This window comes from Microcoleus sp. S13_C5 (assembly GCF_036700845.1).
Lineage (GTDB): Bacteria > Cyanobacteriota > Cyanobacteriia > Cyanobacteriales > Microcoleaceae > Microcoleus.
Genome location: NZ_JAUBPR010000084.1, coordinates 1 through 15,500, shown reverse-complemented (window position 1 = coordinate 15,500; position 15,500 = coordinate 1). Strand labels below are relative to the sequence as shown.

The 15,500-nt window shown below is 43.8% G+C and carries 10 protein-coding genes and 1 pseudogene; 9 read left to right on the top strand and 2 right to left on the bottom strand.

Annotation, left to right across the window (positions count from 1 at the left end):
• The first annotated feature begins 16 nt into the window (after positions 1-16).
• The 3 genes and pseudogenes from QUA04_RS30000 (at position 17) to QUA04_RS20155 (ending at position 6,158) form a co-directional block, all read left to right on the top strand.
• Positions 17-205: an AAA-like domain-containing protein gene (locus QUA04_RS30000; protein WP_445242346.1), complete on the top strand. Its 189-nt coding sequence runs from the start codon at positions 17-19 to the stop codon at positions 203-205.
• Between the two features lie 173 nt (positions 206-378).
• Positions 379-729 (top strand): annotated as a pseudogene (locus tag QUA04_RS29995) (AAA-like domain-containing protein); the annotation flags it as partial.
• A gap of 83 nt (positions 730-812) precedes the next feature.
• Entirely contained in the window at positions 813-6,158 is a 5,346-nt protein-coding gene (locus QUA04_RS20155; protein ID WP_333259745.1) for an AAA family ATPase, read from the top strand.
• A 589-nt stretch (positions 6,159-6,747) separates the two neighbouring features.
• Here QUA04_RS20155 and QUA04_RS20150 read toward each other — a convergent pair.
• Together QUA04_RS20150 and QUA04_RS20145 are read right to left on the bottom strand one after the other, a co-directional pair.
• Entirely contained in the window at positions 6,748-8,181 is a 1,434-nt protein-coding gene (locus QUA04_RS20150) for an ABC transporter substrate-binding protein (RefSeq protein WP_333259741.1), read from the bottom strand.
• Between the two features lie 236 nt (positions 8,182-8,417).
• A complete protein-coding gene (locus QUA04_RS20145) occupies positions 8,418-8,606 on the bottom strand; it encodes a hypothetical protein (RefSeq protein ID WP_333259740.1) in 189 nt (62 codons plus the stop codon).
• A 548-nt stretch (positions 8,607-9,154) separates the two neighbouring features.
• Between QUA04_RS20145 and QUA04_RS20140 the strand changes: the two genes are divergently transcribed.
• The 6 genes from QUA04_RS20140 to QUA04_RS20115 all read left to right on the top strand — a co-directional run bounded on the left by QUA04_RS20140 (position 9,155) and on the right by QUA04_RS20115 (position 15,432).
• Positions 9,155-10,069: a heme A synthase gene (locus QUA04_RS20140; protein ID WP_333134041.1), complete on the top strand. Its 915-nt coding sequence runs from the start codon at positions 9,155-9,157 to the stop codon at positions 10,067-10,069.
• A gap of 126 nt (positions 10,070-10,195) precedes the next feature.
• Positions 10,196-11,173, top strand: coding sequence for a heme o synthase (locus QUA04_RS20135; protein WP_333259774.1), 978 nt, complete (start codon positions 10,196-10,198; stop codon positions 11,171-11,173).
• Positions 11,174-11,285: 112 nt separating this feature from the next.
• Positions 11,286-11,531 (top strand): DUF433 domain-containing protein, encoded by a 246-nt coding sequence (locus QUA04_RS20130; protein WP_333259737.1) that lies wholly within the window; start codon positions 11,286-11,288, stop codon positions 11,529-11,531.
• Complete coding sequence (locus QUA04_RS20125) at positions 11,531-11,887, top strand: DUF5615 family PIN-like protein (protein ID WP_333259734.1); 357 nt, start codon at positions 11,531-11,533, stop codon at positions 11,885-11,887. The genes QUA04_RS20130 and QUA04_RS20125 overlap by 1 nt, the downstream gene beginning before the upstream one ends.
• A 255-nt stretch (positions 11,888-12,142) precedes the next feature.
• A complete protein-coding gene (locus QUA04_RS20120; RefSeq protein WP_333259732.1) occupies positions 12,143-15,148 on the top strand; it encodes a pentapeptide repeat-containing protein in 3,006 nt (1,001 codons plus the stop codon).
• Positions 15,145-15,432, top strand: coding sequence for a type II toxin-antitoxin system VapC family toxin (locus tag QUA04_RS20115; RefSeq protein ID WP_333259729.1), 288 nt, complete (start codon positions 15,145-15,147; stop codon positions 15,430-15,432). Before QUA04_RS20120 ends, QUA04_RS20115 begins: the two co-directional genes overlap by 4 nt.
• The last annotated feature ends 68 nt before the right edge of the window (positions 15,433-15,500 follow it).

The following is a 15,500-nucleotide window of genomic DNA, read 5'->3' as shown; positions in this document are numbered from 1 at the left end:
CCCCAAATATCAGCAGATGAAGGCTGAGGAATTTTTAGAGAATCTTACCTCATCTCTTTTAAGTAATGGTGCAAAAATTTTTATACATTTTCAGTTAGCAAATAGAGAGAATTTTCAAGATTTGGATAAATTCTTGGGGTCGTTCTGCGCCAACGTCGGTTTGGGTTTGCAACTGGGCAATCAAATAGCAGAATATGGGGAGTAGCTATTTGGCATCCTGGTTAGCTGCAAGATGTAATTCCAGCAGTATTTGCTACTCTCAACAACCAAACTTTTAGTGTTAGCTTGAGGCGATATCGATCGCTTGTTTTGCCTATCCCAATTTGACGATCGACTTTTGCGGACTTTTGCGAACTTGGCACTCCTGAAGCCAAAAATCGGGGAATTGGGCGAAAACTCCGGTTAGTCGTGGTACACTCCACTAAGCTGTATATCCCGCTGAGTGCGAATAAATCGGCGTTTAATGTGGGGCTACGGCCATTTAAAAGCGAGCAAGTGTAGGATTGGGCGAAACGGCAAGGACTGGATTGGTCAGCGGAAGATGCCCAGCAACTGACGGGTTTTGTAAACAGGAATACCTATTGAGTACGGGTAGGTCTTTATCATATCGGGCGTGGGGATGTCACTCCAGAGCAAGTGTTGCAAAACTCCCCCATCTCTGCCGGAATTTATGGCGATCGCCTACAACGACAACTGTGGAATTTACAACAGCAGCCAGATCACTCATAATTTTATGCACTTTTAGAAAGTAGATTGATATTTCACAAGCTCAAACCGCACTTGTTGCGGTTTTTTATCCTCAAAACCTAACTATGCAAAATTACCAAATTACTGAAAAACTGCATGAAAGCAGTAACTCGTTAGTCTATCGCGGATATCGGCAAGCAGACAATCGGCCTGTTATCCTCAAAATGCTCAAACAAGCCTATCCTTCACCTGAAAAAATTGCCTGGTTTAAGCGAGAGTATGAAATAACCCAAAACATTAACTTACCAGGCGTAATAGATGTTTACAGCTTCCAAAACCTAGAAAATCAGTGGGTAATTGAGTTAGAAGATTTTGGTGCCGAATCCCTCAATCAGATAATCGCTAAGAAACAATTTACAATTGCTGAATTTCTCCATCTGGCAATTGAGATTGTTGACATTCTCGGTCAGGTTCACCAGCAGCACATTATTCATAAAGATATTAACCCATCAAATATTGTTTTAAATCAGCAGACAGGTAAGCTGAAGCTAATTGATTTTGGCATTTGCACAACACTGTCGCGAGAAAACCCAACCTTTCGCAACCCGAACGTATTAGAAGGAACGCTAGCTTATCTCTCGCCAGAACAAACAGGTCGCATGAATCGAAGAATCGATTACCGCACTGATTTTTACTCGCTGGGGATAACTTTTTATGAATTACTAACCGGACAGTTACCTTTCCCCACGAATGAGGTTTTGGAATTAGTGCATTGTCATATTGCTAAACAACCTATCCCACCGCACGAAGTCAAACCAGAAGTTCCACCTATTATTTCGACCATTGTGTTGAAATTAATGGCAAAAAATGCTGAGGAACGCTACTTGTCAGCATATCAAATAAAGGCAGATTTACAAGAATGTCTCAGACAGTGGCAGAGCAAAGAGCAAATTGACCCTTTCCCAATCGCTCGGCACAATATTTCCGATCGATTTCAAATTCCCCAAAAACTGTACGGGCGAGAACGGGAAATTTCTGCCTTATTAGCTGCTTTTGAGCGAGTTAGTCAAGGAACCAGTGAAATGATGCTGGTTTCTGGATATTCTGGGATTGGAAAAACAGTATTAATCCAGGAGATATATAAGCCGCTAACTCGTCAACGCGGTTATTTTATTTCTGGTAAGTTTGACCAGTTTCAACGAGATACTCCCTACGCATCCTTAATTCAGGCATTTCGTTCGTTAGTACGGCAGTTACTAACAGAAAGTGATGCAGAAATTAGCAAGTGGCGAGAGAAGTTACAAGCGGAATTAGGGCAAGCTAGTGCGGTAATCGTTGAAGTTATTCCTGAAGTAGAACTAATTATTGGTTCCCAACCACCCCTACCAGATCTCCCGCCAGCAGAACAGAGAAATCGCTTTAATCGGGTTTTGCAAAAATTTATTAATACATTTACTCAGCCCGAACATCCATTAGTAATTTTCTTAGACGACTTACAGTGGGCAGATATAGCATCGCTGGAATTAATTCAACTGCTGATGACAGTAGCAGATAATAAATATCTATTTCTCATGAGTGCCTATCGCGATAATGAAGTAACCGAGGCGCATCCGCTAACTCAAATTTTGGAAAATATTGCCAAAGCAAAAGTAACAACCATCAATAAAATATTGCTGGCACCTTTAGTCTTAACGGATATTACGCAACTTTTAGTTGAGACGCTTTTTGCGGAATCAAAAAATGCTAAGCCACTTGCCGAATTGCTCCAGCAAAAAACTGGTGGTAATCCGTTTTTTATCAATGAATTCTTAAAATCACTGCATTCTGAAGCATTGTTGGATTTTAACTACCAATCTCAGAAATGGCAGTGGGACTTAGAACAAATCAAAGCACAACCGCTTACAGATAACGTTTTAGAACTAACGACCAAAAATTTAAAAAAACTTCCGACAGCAACTCAGGCCGTGTTAAAGTTAGCAGCTTGCGTAGGAAATCAGTTTGACTTGAAAACACTGGCGATTATCTATGAAAAATCTCTCCAAGAAACAGCAACAGATTTACGGTCAGCACTCCAATCTGGTCTAATTATACCCCTCAGCCATGCTTATCAGTTGGCGGAACTTGATGTAGCAGGTTTGTCAGATCAGTTAGTTGCAGAATACAAATTTTCTCACGATCGCATTCAACAAGCAGTTTACTCTCTCATCTCCGAACCTGATAGACAGTCAGTACATCTGCGCGTGGGCAGGTTGTTACTCCAAAATACACCATCTGAAGAAGTGGCACAGAAGCTGTTTGATATTGTCAATCAGTTGAACAAAGGCCGAGCGCTGATAGATCGACAAATAGAGCGATACGAGTTAGCCCAATTCAACTTACAGGCAGGTAAAAAAGCCAAATCTTCAGCAGCTAGCCAACCAGCTTTCAATTACCTTCAGATCGGCTTAATTTTGTTAAATAACAAGAGTTGGTCGCAGCAGTACAACCTTACCTTAGATTTGTATTTAGAAGCAGCAGAAACAGCTTATACAATTGCTAACTACGATGAAATGGAGCGCTTAGCTGGGGTAGTTTTGCAAAAAGCCCAAACGCTGTTAGAAAAAGTCAAAGTCTATGAAGTCAAGATGCAAGCTTATTGCGCCCAAACTAAATTCCTAGAGGCGATCGACATTGGGCTAGAAGTTCTGAAATTACTTGGGGTAGAATTACCGCAACGACCGAACCAATCCGATCTGGCACAAGAGATGGAGCAGATAAAATCTGCTTTAGCGGGTAGGCAAGCCCAGGATCTAATCGACTTACCGCCAATGACCGACCCGTATAAACTAGCAGCTATACGGGTGATGAACTACTTGTTGAGTCCTGCGTTCGTAGCAATTAATCAACTGAGCTTGTTAATTTGGTGCCGACAGGTGAAGTTATCGATTCAGTATGGTAATTCTGCTAGCTCTGCTTATCCCTATATAGGTTATGGGCTGATCCTTTGCTCGTCAGGAGAGCTTGACGCTGGCTATCAGTTTGGAAAACTTGCTTTGAACGTACTAGAACGATTCAAAGATCAAACATTCAAAGCAAGAATTTATGTAATATATATGGGATTTATCAAGCATTGGAATGAACCTCTCAGAGACACATCTTCTTTTTGCATGGAAGCTTATCAAAGTGCGATAGAAAATGGAGATCTTGAATATACTGCTAGTGTTAGGCAGTGCTATGCTTACGCTTTGTACCTCAGCGGTGTAGAGCTGATCGATGCCAAGAAAGAAATGGCGAAAGCCCTGGAAGTTACTTATCAAACTAAACAGGAAGCATACATTCATTGGTGTCAAATATTTATGCAGGCGATCCTGAACTTGGCGGAACAAGTAGAAAATCCGTGCTGTTTGATTGGTGAAGTATACGACGAACAAAAGATGATAGCAGTTCATCAAGAAAGTGGCGATCGCACTGCACTCATGCACGTTTATTCCCATAAAGTTATCTTCTGTTATCTTTTCGAGGAATTTCAGCAAGCTGTGGAGAATGCAGACCGCTTTGAAGAATACTCAGCTAATGCAGGCTCCTTTTTTATTCTCCCTGTTGTCTATTTGTATGATATGTTAGCCCGACTAGCGCTCTATCCTAATTCCTCAGAGACGGAAAGAGAAGAAATCCTGAGAAAGGTGGCTGCTAAACAAGAAAAAATGGAAACATGGGCAAAGCAGGCTCCCATGAATTACCTGCACAAATTCTATCTAGTCGAAGCGGAACGCGATCGCGTATTAGGTAACGATAAGGATGCCAGAGAATATTACGATAAGGCCATCATCTTAGCCCGCGAAAATGAATATCTCAACGAAGAAGCCCTCGCCTACGAACTAGCAGGCAGGTTTTATTTAGCCAGAAATCAAAATCATGTTGCCCGTCACTACCTGCAAGATGCCCACTATGCCTATCAGCGTTGGGGGGCTGTAGCTAAAGTCAAAGATTTGGAAGCGCGATACCCGCAATTTTTAGCCATTCAGTCGCTTAGTTCAACCCGAACAGATACTGAAAATAATATCATCAATCCAATCACCACAACTGGTAGCAATTCCGGCGAAGCGCTAGATTTTGCCGCAGTAATGAAAGCATCCCAAGCTATCTCCGGTGAAATCGTTCTCGAACAATTGTTAAACCAGGTGATGAAAACTGTGATTGAAAACGCAGGCGCCCAAAAAGGTTTTCTGATTCTGGATCAAGGCGGAAATTGGGCGATTGAAGCGGAAGCAGCAGTAGAATGCGAGATCATTACCATTATGCAATCCATTCCCGTAGATTCTGTAGATCCTGCAACTGGAATTCCCCTCCTATCAACCGCCATCGTTAACTACGTCGCTCGCAGCCACGAAAATGTAGTATTAAATAACGCCACCGATGAAGGACTATTTACTGGGGATTCTTACATTACCGCTACTCAACCCAAATCGATTCTCTGCACTCCCCTACTCAATCAAGGCAAACTAGGTGGTATTCTATATTTAGAAAATAATTTGGCGATCGGCGCATTTACCTCGGAAAGAGTGGAAACTTTAAAAATCATTGCGGCTCAAGCTGCGATCTCAATTGAAAATGCAAGTCTCTACGAACAATTAGAAGATTACAACCGAACTTTAGAGCAAAAAGTAGAAGACCGTACCGCAGAATTAGCCCAAGCTAATAAAGAAATATTGAGTTTGAACGAACGGCTAAAAGTAGAAAATATTCGCATGAGTGCCGAACTAGACGTAACCCGCCGCCTGCAACAAATGATTTTGCCTCAACAGCAGGAATTAGAGTCAATTGAAGGGTTAGAAATTGCTGCATTCATGGAACCGGCTGATGAAGTTGGCGGCGACTACTACGACGTACTCCATCACGGCGGTAAAGCCACAATTGGCATCGGCGACGTGACAGGACACGGTTTAGAAAGTGGCGTGTTAATGATTATGGCGCAAACAGCAATTCGCACTTTGTTGGTTCACAATGAAACCGACCCAGTTAAATTATTGCAGACAGTCAACCAAACGCTTTTTGACAACGTAGAGCGCATGAATTGCGGTAAAAGTATGAGCCTTTCTTTGCTGGAATATCGGGGGGACAACATCCTGCGTTTGAGCGGACAGCACGAAGAGGTGATTGTCGTGCGTTCTAGTGGCGAAGTAGAGCGGATTGATACCATGGAGTTAGGCTTTCCCATAGCCTTGGAACCAGATATTGCCGATTTCATTGCGACTACTGAAATACAGTTAAATTCCGGGGATGTTGTCGTACTCTACACAGATGGAATTACTGAAGCTTTTGATATGAATCAAAAGGAATACGGTATTGAGCCAATGATTGAAATTGTTGCCCTTAACAGGGAAAAGTCAGCAGCAGAAATCAAGCAAGCTATTATTGACGACGTGCGGCGATACATCGGGGAGCAAAAAGTATTTGATGACATTACTTTGGTAGTAATCAAACAGAAGTAAGTATGCGAGAATTTAGTTGCGGCAGTGTCAGTGTCCTATTGTTTCCGGTTGCACCCGAATGATACTGAGTAGTCCGACAGTCCGACAGGGAATGAATTCCCTGCCTCAAAGCTAAAGTCCTCTGAAGAGGACTAATGAGTTTAAAAATTTTTATTCTCATATCGTTTCCGGTTGGGTGGGAATGATAAAGTCAAGGTCGCGCAATTCCACATTCCCCCACTCCCCATCATAAGGAGTGTAACCGGAATTGATATCAGTCCTCTTCAGAGGACTTTAGCTATTAGACAGGGGTTTCAACCCCTGGCGGACTGACGGGTAGGCGGGAGGATTGATGGACTAAAAGCTTAAGTTGACACCTATGGGCAATGCCGTTTCCCTACGCGCAAATAATCAAGAACACGTAATGAGAGATGTAAGTCTCACCCGATTAATTGTAGGGAAACGGCAGTGCCGTTTCCTGATTGTGCGTAATATGAATTCCCAGGCAAGCGGATTTGATATAACTACTCATTTTGTAAGCCTTTCTGCTTGACCAGCCCTAGAACTTAACAATAAATATTATAACCTACATTTGGCGATCGCCAATAGTTTACAAACCGGATATGGGTACAAAGTCGTAACCGTAACTCGTGCGATTTCCGGGTTTGACAGTTACTAATTGAACGGCGCGATTACGATCGCCCGAAGGTAAAAATCGAATGGGCCCCGATGCTCCTTTTGCCGAAAAATCAGACGCCGATAAAGCTTGTTGAATACCTGTACGAGTCGGATTGCGCCCTAAACCGGCAATTAACGCGATCGCCGCATCGTAGGCTAAAGCTGTGCGCCAACTTACTTCAGCATTCCAAAGTTGTTTGGATGTTTGGGGAAAGTTTGACTGCGGATCTGCCAGAATGTGCCAAGGAACAGCCAGCACCATATCTGTTGCTGCTGCACCACCGATTTGCAGTGTTTTAGCAGTATAAGCATCGTCTCCTGCGAGTAACGGCAGCCGTTTGGCGTTTACTTGCACTACTTGCAAAGCTTGGTCGAGCGTGGCTGAATTGGATGCTAACATAATCACTTCTGCTCCTTGGGCGATCGCACTTTTAACGCTCTCGGCGGCATTAAAATTGCCCTTAGCAAAGTCAACTTCGCTTACTATTTGTCCTCCATCTCCGTAAACAGCAGTAGTGAATTCATCTTTTAAAGATTTGCTGTAACTGCTGGCAGAATTAAAAAATACAGCAGCTTTTTGCTTTTGCAATTTTCCCACCATATAGCGGGAAAGAGCATTAGCAGCAAACCGATCGCTCGGCACTGTCCGAAATATATTGTTGCCAACTCCTGAGAGCTGCACAGACGTACTTGTCGGAGAAATTGCTACTAATTGTTTTTGCTGGTAAATCTTGCTGGCTGCTAGCGTTGTATCTGAAGCAAAATGCCCGATTACTCCTAAAATTTCCGAGTTATTTGCTAAAGCACTGGCAATTTGCGCGGCAATTTCTGGGTTGTTGTCATCGTTAGCAATTACCACTTTTAAGGGAGTGCCGCTAATGCCGCCGCTTTGGTTGATTTCATTTTGAGCTTGAGCTACCCCCCGCATAATTTCTAGAGCAGCATTGATATCGCCGCCAATGGGAACTGCTGTGGCAATTGTGTAGGATTTTTGAGATCCGATGCGGGCGTTATTGAGATAAATTAGTGCTTCTGGATCGTTGCGATTGGTTTTCAGCGAAGCTTGTAAGTCGGAAATAGCTGCGTTATAGTTGCCAGATGCGATCGCCTGTACTGCTGCTTGTTTGGTTGTTGTGGCTTGCTCTGGAATTAACAGTTTTTGTCCGGCACTCAGACGCTGCCCAATTGCCTGATCTGACTGCGGGGAATTCCCCGTCGGAGACTTGGGAATTGTCTGATTTTGGGGTGATGAACCTCCGAGATTGATGCCGCCTCGGCTTGTCAGCCACCAAATACCTGCACCGGCTAGCCCGATCGTAATTAGGAGCGATAATACCAGAACAGCGGTTTCATTTTTTTGGGACATGGCTGCAGAATTTTAGATTTTAGGTTTTAGATTCAAAGAAGGAAGGAAGTTCGGCAACGAGCAATGTATGAGATGTAAAGCATTTAATAACAAGTTCTCTTTCATTTAATAATTTATGTAGCAATTATGCTAATTCTCATACTTGAGATAGATGATTGTGGGCTGACATATACCTATATTTTAGCAGTTGTTAATTTATTTGATCTGGATATTATAGAATCTAGCTGTGTAGCAGCTTAGATCCCACTGAGGTTGACTATGCCTGCGGATTGTCCCGTCTCTGAGGGTTTGACTCCTTTACCGTATTTGGCGCTGCTGGGGGTGGGAGGCATTTCTGGTGTGATTTCTGGTGCTGTTTCAGGCACCGCGTCTCCTGAGTGTGCGATCGCTATGCAGCCAACTAGGGCCAACAGGGAAGCTGGCATTTCTATTGTTTTTTTGCATCCTTGAACAGCTTGCTCGCGGCTACGAAGCCTGGAGTAAAGAGTCGCTGGCTTATAACTTGCTTAACTTGTTGACTGCCGTTTTATCTGCAGTCATACTTTACTACTAGGGTAGAACAATCAGCTCAATATAGTTTGTTGCGAATCATACTTTATAGGTTTTTTGATGTTGTTTAGTTTTTTGTAAACACTTTTGATTCCCTCATATCACAATCATAACCTAAATTATTTTTCTTAATTATATCTTTATTTTTCCTTGGAGTCTCGACAGCGGGGGAGTTTTTAATTATCCAGGGGCGGGGAAAGATTAAAGTTTTTTTAAGTTTGACAAAATAAAGGACATCTTTTGTAATATAAAGAAGAAAGTTGAAAAAATTATAAAGACAAACTAATTGGATAAAAGTGTCGCTAAGGTAGTAAAAATGACGGTTGGTCAGAGAAAAAGAGTGTTAAGCTAGGCTAAGCTCAGTCAAAGCAAAACCTCGATATTTAATTAAGTTCGATCGATAACAAAGGCTAAGGTAAATTCCATGGCAAACTCAGTTTTAAATCAGCCAAACGCAGCAGCAGGAGTGCAGTGGCAGCCAAAAGATATTATCCGCGGCCTAGTGTGGAAAATTGCGATCGCAACCTGGCTGTTAATGGCTGTAGGCAGCGCCACGCGAGTCATGAATGCGGGGCTCGCTTGCCCCGACTGGCCGCTGTGCTACGGTCAATTAATACCCGCAGCGCAAATGAATTTGCAGGTATTTCTGGAGTGGTTTCACCGATTGGACGCAGCGGCAATTGGCTTGAGCGCGATCGCACTTTTAGGACTATCTTTGTTTTACCGCAGCCGCCTGCCAAAATGGCTGCCTTGGGCGAGCGCCGGAGCACTATTTTTAATCGTTTTTCAGGGCGTATTGGGCGGCTTGACAGTAACACAACTGCTGAGATTTGACATCGTTACCGCTCACTTGGGAACAGCTTTACTATTTTTTGGCGCCCTGCTAGTCATCGGTTTCATGCTGACACCCTACGAAGCTACAGGAAATGTCGGCAAATTGGCTTGGGTAAGTTCGATCGCAGCATTGTTAGTTTACCTGCAAAGTTTGCTAGGAGCATTAGTAGGCTCTAGATGGGCACTGCACCAATGTTTGGACTCCTCAGAATTGTGCTCGGTAATGAACAGCCATATCGCGGGTATCGTACCAGCTACAGCAGCGACTTTAGCCGTAGCAGTCATGGCTTGGCGGCAGCCTGCACTGAGTCCAAATTTGCGAAAACTGGCTAATTGGGCGAGTGTTTGCCTAATTGCTCAATTAGTTCTGGGATTAGCAACTTTCCGGCTGCACCTTCAGGTAGAACCGCTGACTGTCGCCCACCAAGCAGTCGGTGCTGCTTTGCTGGGAACCCTGATAGCTTTTAGTGTTTTAGCTTGGCGCGATCGAGTTTTATCAGCTTGAGAGATAAGACTAAAGTAAGAGGCGGCGGGTTTATTAATCCTTGTAGCTACAGCAAATATTTCTCGTAAAACCCGCCACTACAACCTAATGACGAATTCGCAAATAATTACTAACAGCTTACAACCGATGCAAGAAATCCTTACTAACGACAGGCCCCGCCTCCACGAAAACTTTTCGCAAGTCGTGAAAAGTTACTATCAACTAACAAAACCCAGAATTATTTTACTGCTGCTAATCACCACCTCAGCAGGAATGTGGATGGCGGCAAAAGGAGAAGTAGACCCGCTATTGCTGGTATCAACTATTACTGGAGGCGCTTTAGCTTCCGCGTCGGCGAATACGATTAATTGTGTCTACGACAGTGACATCGATTATATTATGGAGCGCACCCGGTGGCGGCCGATTCCTTCCGGGCGTGTCAAGAAGCGGGATGCTTTGATATTTGCGATCGCCCTAGCTACAATATCCTTTACATTGCTGACAGTTGTGGCCAACTTATTAGCTGCTTTGCTAGCAATGTCAGGCATCGTTTTCTATGTCCTAATTTACACCCACTGGCTGAAGCGTCACAGCGTGCAAAACATCGTCATCGGCGGTGCAGCAGGGGCGATTCCCCCGCTAGTTGGGTGGGCTGCGGTGACGGGAGATTTGAGTTGGGGTGCGTGGCTGCTGTTTGGGATTATATTCCTGTGGACACCGCCGCATTTTTGGGCATTAGCAATGATGATTCGCGACGAATACAAGGAAGTAGGCGTCCCGATGTTACCCGTAATTGAGGGCGACGAAGAGACAGCCCGCCAAATTTGGATTTACACGCTATTGATGATTCCTGCAACTTTGCTGCTAGTTTATCCCCTGCATTTAGCGGGCGCGGTGTATGCGGGAACAGCTATTTTCCTGGGTGCTATTTTTGCCCAAAAAGCTTGGTTGCTGTTGCAGACTCCCGAGGATAAGATTGTTGCGCGATCGCTCTTCAAATACTCTATTCTGTACCTGATGCTATTGTGCGCCGGAATAGTGGTTGACAGTTTACCTGCGACTCATAATTTTACTACTGCTCTTGTACAAAATGTGCAAACTTTGATTAGTGCAGTGGTGATGTAGCCTTTTGTTAAATTGCCATTATTAAAATGAAGCCCGCATTTTGCGGGTTTTGTTTATGGTAAAATAGTGGTAGTGATTTAATAGGTGAAAATTCCATAGAGGCGAACCGATCATGCACTGGAAAGCACACATTCACTCAAATCCTAAAATTCTGCTTGGCAAGCCTGTAATTAAGGGGACACGAATATCAGTGGAGTTCGTTCTAGGGCTATTTTCAGAAGGTTGGACGCAGCAACAAATTCTAGAAAACTACCCAACTCTTAATGCTGAATCTCTACAAGCTGTGTTTGCTTTCGCGGCGGAGTGCCTCAAAGAAGACGTATTTTACACGCCTTTACTGTTTCCTGAGGCAAGTTAATGCGGTTTCTGGCAAATGAAAATTTTCCACTCGTGAGTGTACGAATTCTACGGCAAGCGGAGCTGGAAGTCGCTTCTGTTACCGAGGATTCTCCAGGTATTGAGGATTCCGAGGTTTTGGCTCGGGCCGCGGATGAGGAACGGGTGATTTTGACGTTCGATCGCAATTACGGCGAACTCATTTATCGTTTGCGGCTGCGATCGCCAAGAGGTGTCATTTATTTGCGGTTTCGTCCTCACACGCCGGAAGAATCAGCATCAATATTGTTAAATTTATTACAGACCGAAGGATTGCAATTTCAGGAACGCTTTAGGGTGGTGGAGCGCGATCCAATTCGTCAACGTCCGCTACCGTAGTTATTGCCGGAAGCAAGTAGTTGTGGGGATTGAGGCAGGCTTTGGGTGACGCTGTTTCAGAGTATTGAGCTTGAAGTCGCGATCGCAGAATTATATCGCGGTGTGAGTTTGGGGCGATAAATGAAGTAAGCTAAGGAAATATCACCAGCTTTTGAGCATTCAATTTTTTGAGTTTTTCTACCACTGGATTTGGGTTTGGCTTATAGCTTGTATATGGGTCAGAGATTTTCTAGTAATTAAAAAGCGGAATAAGATATGAATAATGAGTCTGGACTTTCAATCAAAAAGCCCGTTCCGGTATTGAAAAAATCGATCGAAGTCAACTTTAAGGATTTTTCTAAGGCACTAGGCAAAGTAGGTGCAGATATTGCTTTTGGGAAGTGGGACAGCCTTGCAGCGGATGGAGTTGATGCTCTGGGTGCATTAGGTTTAGCCGCAGGTGCTGAAGAAATTGCCTGGTTGTTCGTTTACCGCTCGTTGTTCCAAGCAATGAAGAACCTGGTTAAGGAAAAAAAAGAGCTGGAATCCGAGAAGTTTAATGTCAAATTATTGCAGACTCAAATTAATGACGCTTTAGCTAATAGTAGTTTATCGATCAATAAAAAGTTTTTTGAACACCCTGAGAAAGATAAGATCCTTGGAGTGATTCAACCAGCTTTTACCCAGTGGCTAAGACATTCTGGCTTGATTGAGGTAGAAGCAAAGGCAATCAGCCAGCGGCTACCCATTTATTTCGCGGCGGCACTTCATGAGGAATGGGGTAGTCGCCCAAAAGACTATGCGGTACTTCAAGAAAAGCTGGATACTCCGTTTACTCAAGCCAATGAACGGTTACAAGCATGGTTGCGCTATTCAACGTGGCTGCAAAAACAGGTAGAAGAACCTATGTTTTTGGAACCCTTCAGTTTGAAGCAGGTATTTGTGCCACTTCGGGCTTACTATAACCGCAAAGTAGAAAAGCAGAAAGATGAAGACCTAGAAGAGAGGATGGGAAGCAGCAGACAATTGGAACGAGTTGTGGTTGAGTTGGAAGCAGAATTAGAAGGCTGGTTAAGTAAAGCAAAACGAGATGATGCTATTCGACTCATTAGCGGTGGCCCCGGTAGTGGCAAATCTTCTTTAACCAAAATGTTTGCTGCAAAGGTAGCAGAGAAGGGAGATATTCGAGTTTTGTTTATTCCATTACATCACTTTGAGCCATCAGACGATCTGATTGATGCGGTTGGAAAATTCGTCAAGTTCGATCGTATTTTGCCCTACAATCCTTTGGAGGCAGAGCATCGGGAAGAGCGCCTGCTGATTATTTTTGATGGCTTGGATGAACTAGCCATGCAGGGCAAGATAGCTGAGAAAACGGCTCAAGATTTTGTGGGAGAGGTACAGCGCAAGGTAGAGCGATTTAATCAGCACAAAACTTGTGTGCAGGTGTTGATCAGTGGTCGAGAAGTTGTTGTACAGGCAAATGAAACTGCCTTCCGCAAAGAAGGGCAAATTTTGTATGTTCTTCCTTACTTTTTACCCGCAGATGACCGCAAGCAGCACTATGTCGATACCAAAGAGTTACTAGAGGAAGACCAACGACAGCTTTGGTGGCAGCACTATGGTAAAGCAAGTGGAAGTGGGTATACTGGTTTACCGCCAGAGCTAAACCAAGGAAATCTGACTGAGATTACCGCTCAACCCCTGCTTAATTACCTAGTTGCCCTTAGCCTTCAACGAGGTGCACTGAAGTTGTCGGAGGAAACGAACCTAAATGCGGTCTATGCTGATTTACTCAAAGCTATTTATGAACGGGGTTGGGCTGTCGCTCAACACGCTGCGATTAAAGGAATTGAGGAGAAAGATTTTGTTCGGATTCTCGAAGAAATTGCTTTAGCTTCCTGGCATGGTAATGGACGAACTACTACTATAAAAGAGATTCAAAGCCACTGTGATAATAGTGGTCTTAAAAAACTCTTAACTCTTTTTCAAAGAGGCTTCCAAGATGATTCCAAAGCTAGCATTACGCGCTTATTGACTGCTTTTTACTTCCGTCAAAGTGGGAACAATAACTCTGGTGAAAGGACTTTTGAATTTACCCACAAAAGCTTTGGTGAATATCTGACGGCAAGACGAATTGTGCGAGAGGTGCGGCTGATTCACAAAAAGTTAGAAGACCGCCAGACAGATCCGGATGAAGGCTGGGATGAACGCGAGGCGCTAAAACGTTGGGCAATTCTCTGTGGCTCATCTGCAATGGATGAATATCTATTCAACTTTGTTCTAGATGAAGTGCGCTTGGAGCATCTGCAAGATTCCTCTGATGTTGCTAAATGGCAGCAGACCTTCTGTCATCTAATTGGGTTCATGCTGCGGCATGGAATGCCAATGGAACTCCTAGACCCCAGACCTAACTTTCAGGAAGAGAATCGACAAGCCCGCAATTCAGAAGATAGTTTATTGGCTATTTTAGGTGTTTTTAATCGTTTAACTAAAAACCTGGCTAAAATTAATTTCCCTTCTCCTGATGCTTTTGGAACATTAATCGCAAGACTCCAAGGGCAAAGAACAGGACGTTCAAATCCCATGTCTTTTAATTGCCTGAGCTATTTAGATCTATCAGGATGTATTTTGCATATGAGAGATTTTTATCATGCGGGTTTTATGGGGTCAAATCTTCAATTATCAGAACTTACATTTGCCAATCTGGAAGGGGCGCATCTTGAACGGGCGAATCTGGAAGGGGCGCATCTTGAATGGGCGGATCTTGAAGGGGCTGATCTTGAAAGCGCGAATCTTCAAGGGGGGTATCTTCAAGGCGCGAATCTTGAAGACGCGAATCTCGAAAGTGCGAATCTCGAAAGCGCGGATCTTGAAAGCACGGATCTTGAAAGGGCGAATCTTCAAGGGGCGAATCTTCAAGGGGCGAATCTTCAAGAGGCGGATCTGGAAGGGGCAAATCTGGAAGGGGCAAATCTGGAAGGGGCAAATCTGGAAGGGGCGAATCTGGAAGGGGCGAATCTTGAAAGTGCGAATCTTCAAGGGGCGAATTTTGAAAGCGCGGATCTTGAAGGGGCGAATCTTGAAAGCGCGAATCTTCAAGGGGCGAATTTTGACTGGGCAAATCTTAGAGAGACAATTCTTGAGGTTGAAATACTTGGTGAAACACCGAGCAGTAAGAAATTGCGACCATTTGGTTTGTGTGCAGGCGAGTTTACTGTTCCAGATGATTTCGATGCTCCTTTGCCCGAAGATATGCTCAGTGCATTCGAGGGTAAATGAAGATTCTGCTAGATACCCACATCTTTTTGTGGTTCATTAGTGGCGATATCCGGTTATCAACAGATGTTCGGGATGCAATTCGCGATCCAGACAATGAGGTCTATCTGAGTGCAGTTTCAGTTTGGGAAGCAATTGTCAAGTACCAGTTAGGTAAGTTACCTCTGCCCGAGCCTCCTGAAATATATTTACCAAAACAGCGCGATATCCATCAAATCGTCAGTCTTGCTCTTGATGAAAGTAGTGTAGCTCAATTAGCTAACCTGCCACCATTACATCCAGGGTAAGCGCATCTAATTTGGTCTTTTAAAATACAGATTATTTGGTCCAAAGATGAGAGAGCAATATTTTTACA

Excerpts from the sequence above, each read along its gene's own strand:
- QUA04_RS20145 (WP_333259740.1), bottom strand. The coding sequence starts at position 8,606 with ATGCCAGCTTCCCTGTTGGCCCTAGTTGGCTGCATAGCGATCGCACAC.
- QUA04_RS20155 (WP_333259745.1), top strand. The coding sequence starts at position 813 with ATGCAAAATTACCAAATTACTGAAAAACTGCATGAAAGCAGTAACTCG.
- QUA04_RS20125 (WP_333259734.1), top strand. The coding sequence starts at position 11,531 with ATGCGGTTTCTGGCAAATGAAAATTTTCCACTCGTGAGTGTACGAATT.
- QUA04_RS20150 (WP_333259741.1), bottom strand. The coding sequence starts at position 8,181 with ATGTCCCAAAAAAATGAAACCGCTGTTCTGGTATTATCGCTCCTAATT.
- QUA04_RS20115 (WP_333259729.1), top strand. The coding sequence starts at position 15,145 with ATGAAGATTCTGCTAGATACCCACATCTTTTTGTGGTTCATTAGTGGC.
- QUA04_RS30000 (WP_445242346.1), top strand. The coding sequence starts at position 17 with ATGAAGGCTGAGGAATTTTTAGAGAATCTTACCTCATCTCTTTTAAGT.
- QUA04_RS20120 (WP_333259732.1), top strand. The coding sequence starts at position 12,143 with ATGAATAATGAGTCTGGACTTTCAATCAAAAAGCCCGTTCCGGTATTG.
- QUA04_RS20135 (WP_333259774.1), top strand. The coding sequence starts at position 10,196 with ATGCAAGAAATCCTTACTAACGACAGGCCCCGCCTCCACGAAAACTTT.
- QUA04_RS20140 (WP_333134041.1), top strand. The coding sequence starts at position 9,155 with ATGGCAAACTCAGTTTTAAATCAGCCAAACGCAGCAGCAGGAGTGCAG.
- QUA04_RS20130 (WP_333259737.1), top strand. The coding sequence starts at position 11,286 with ATGCACTGGAAAGCACACATTCACTCAAATCCTAAAATTCTGCTTGGC.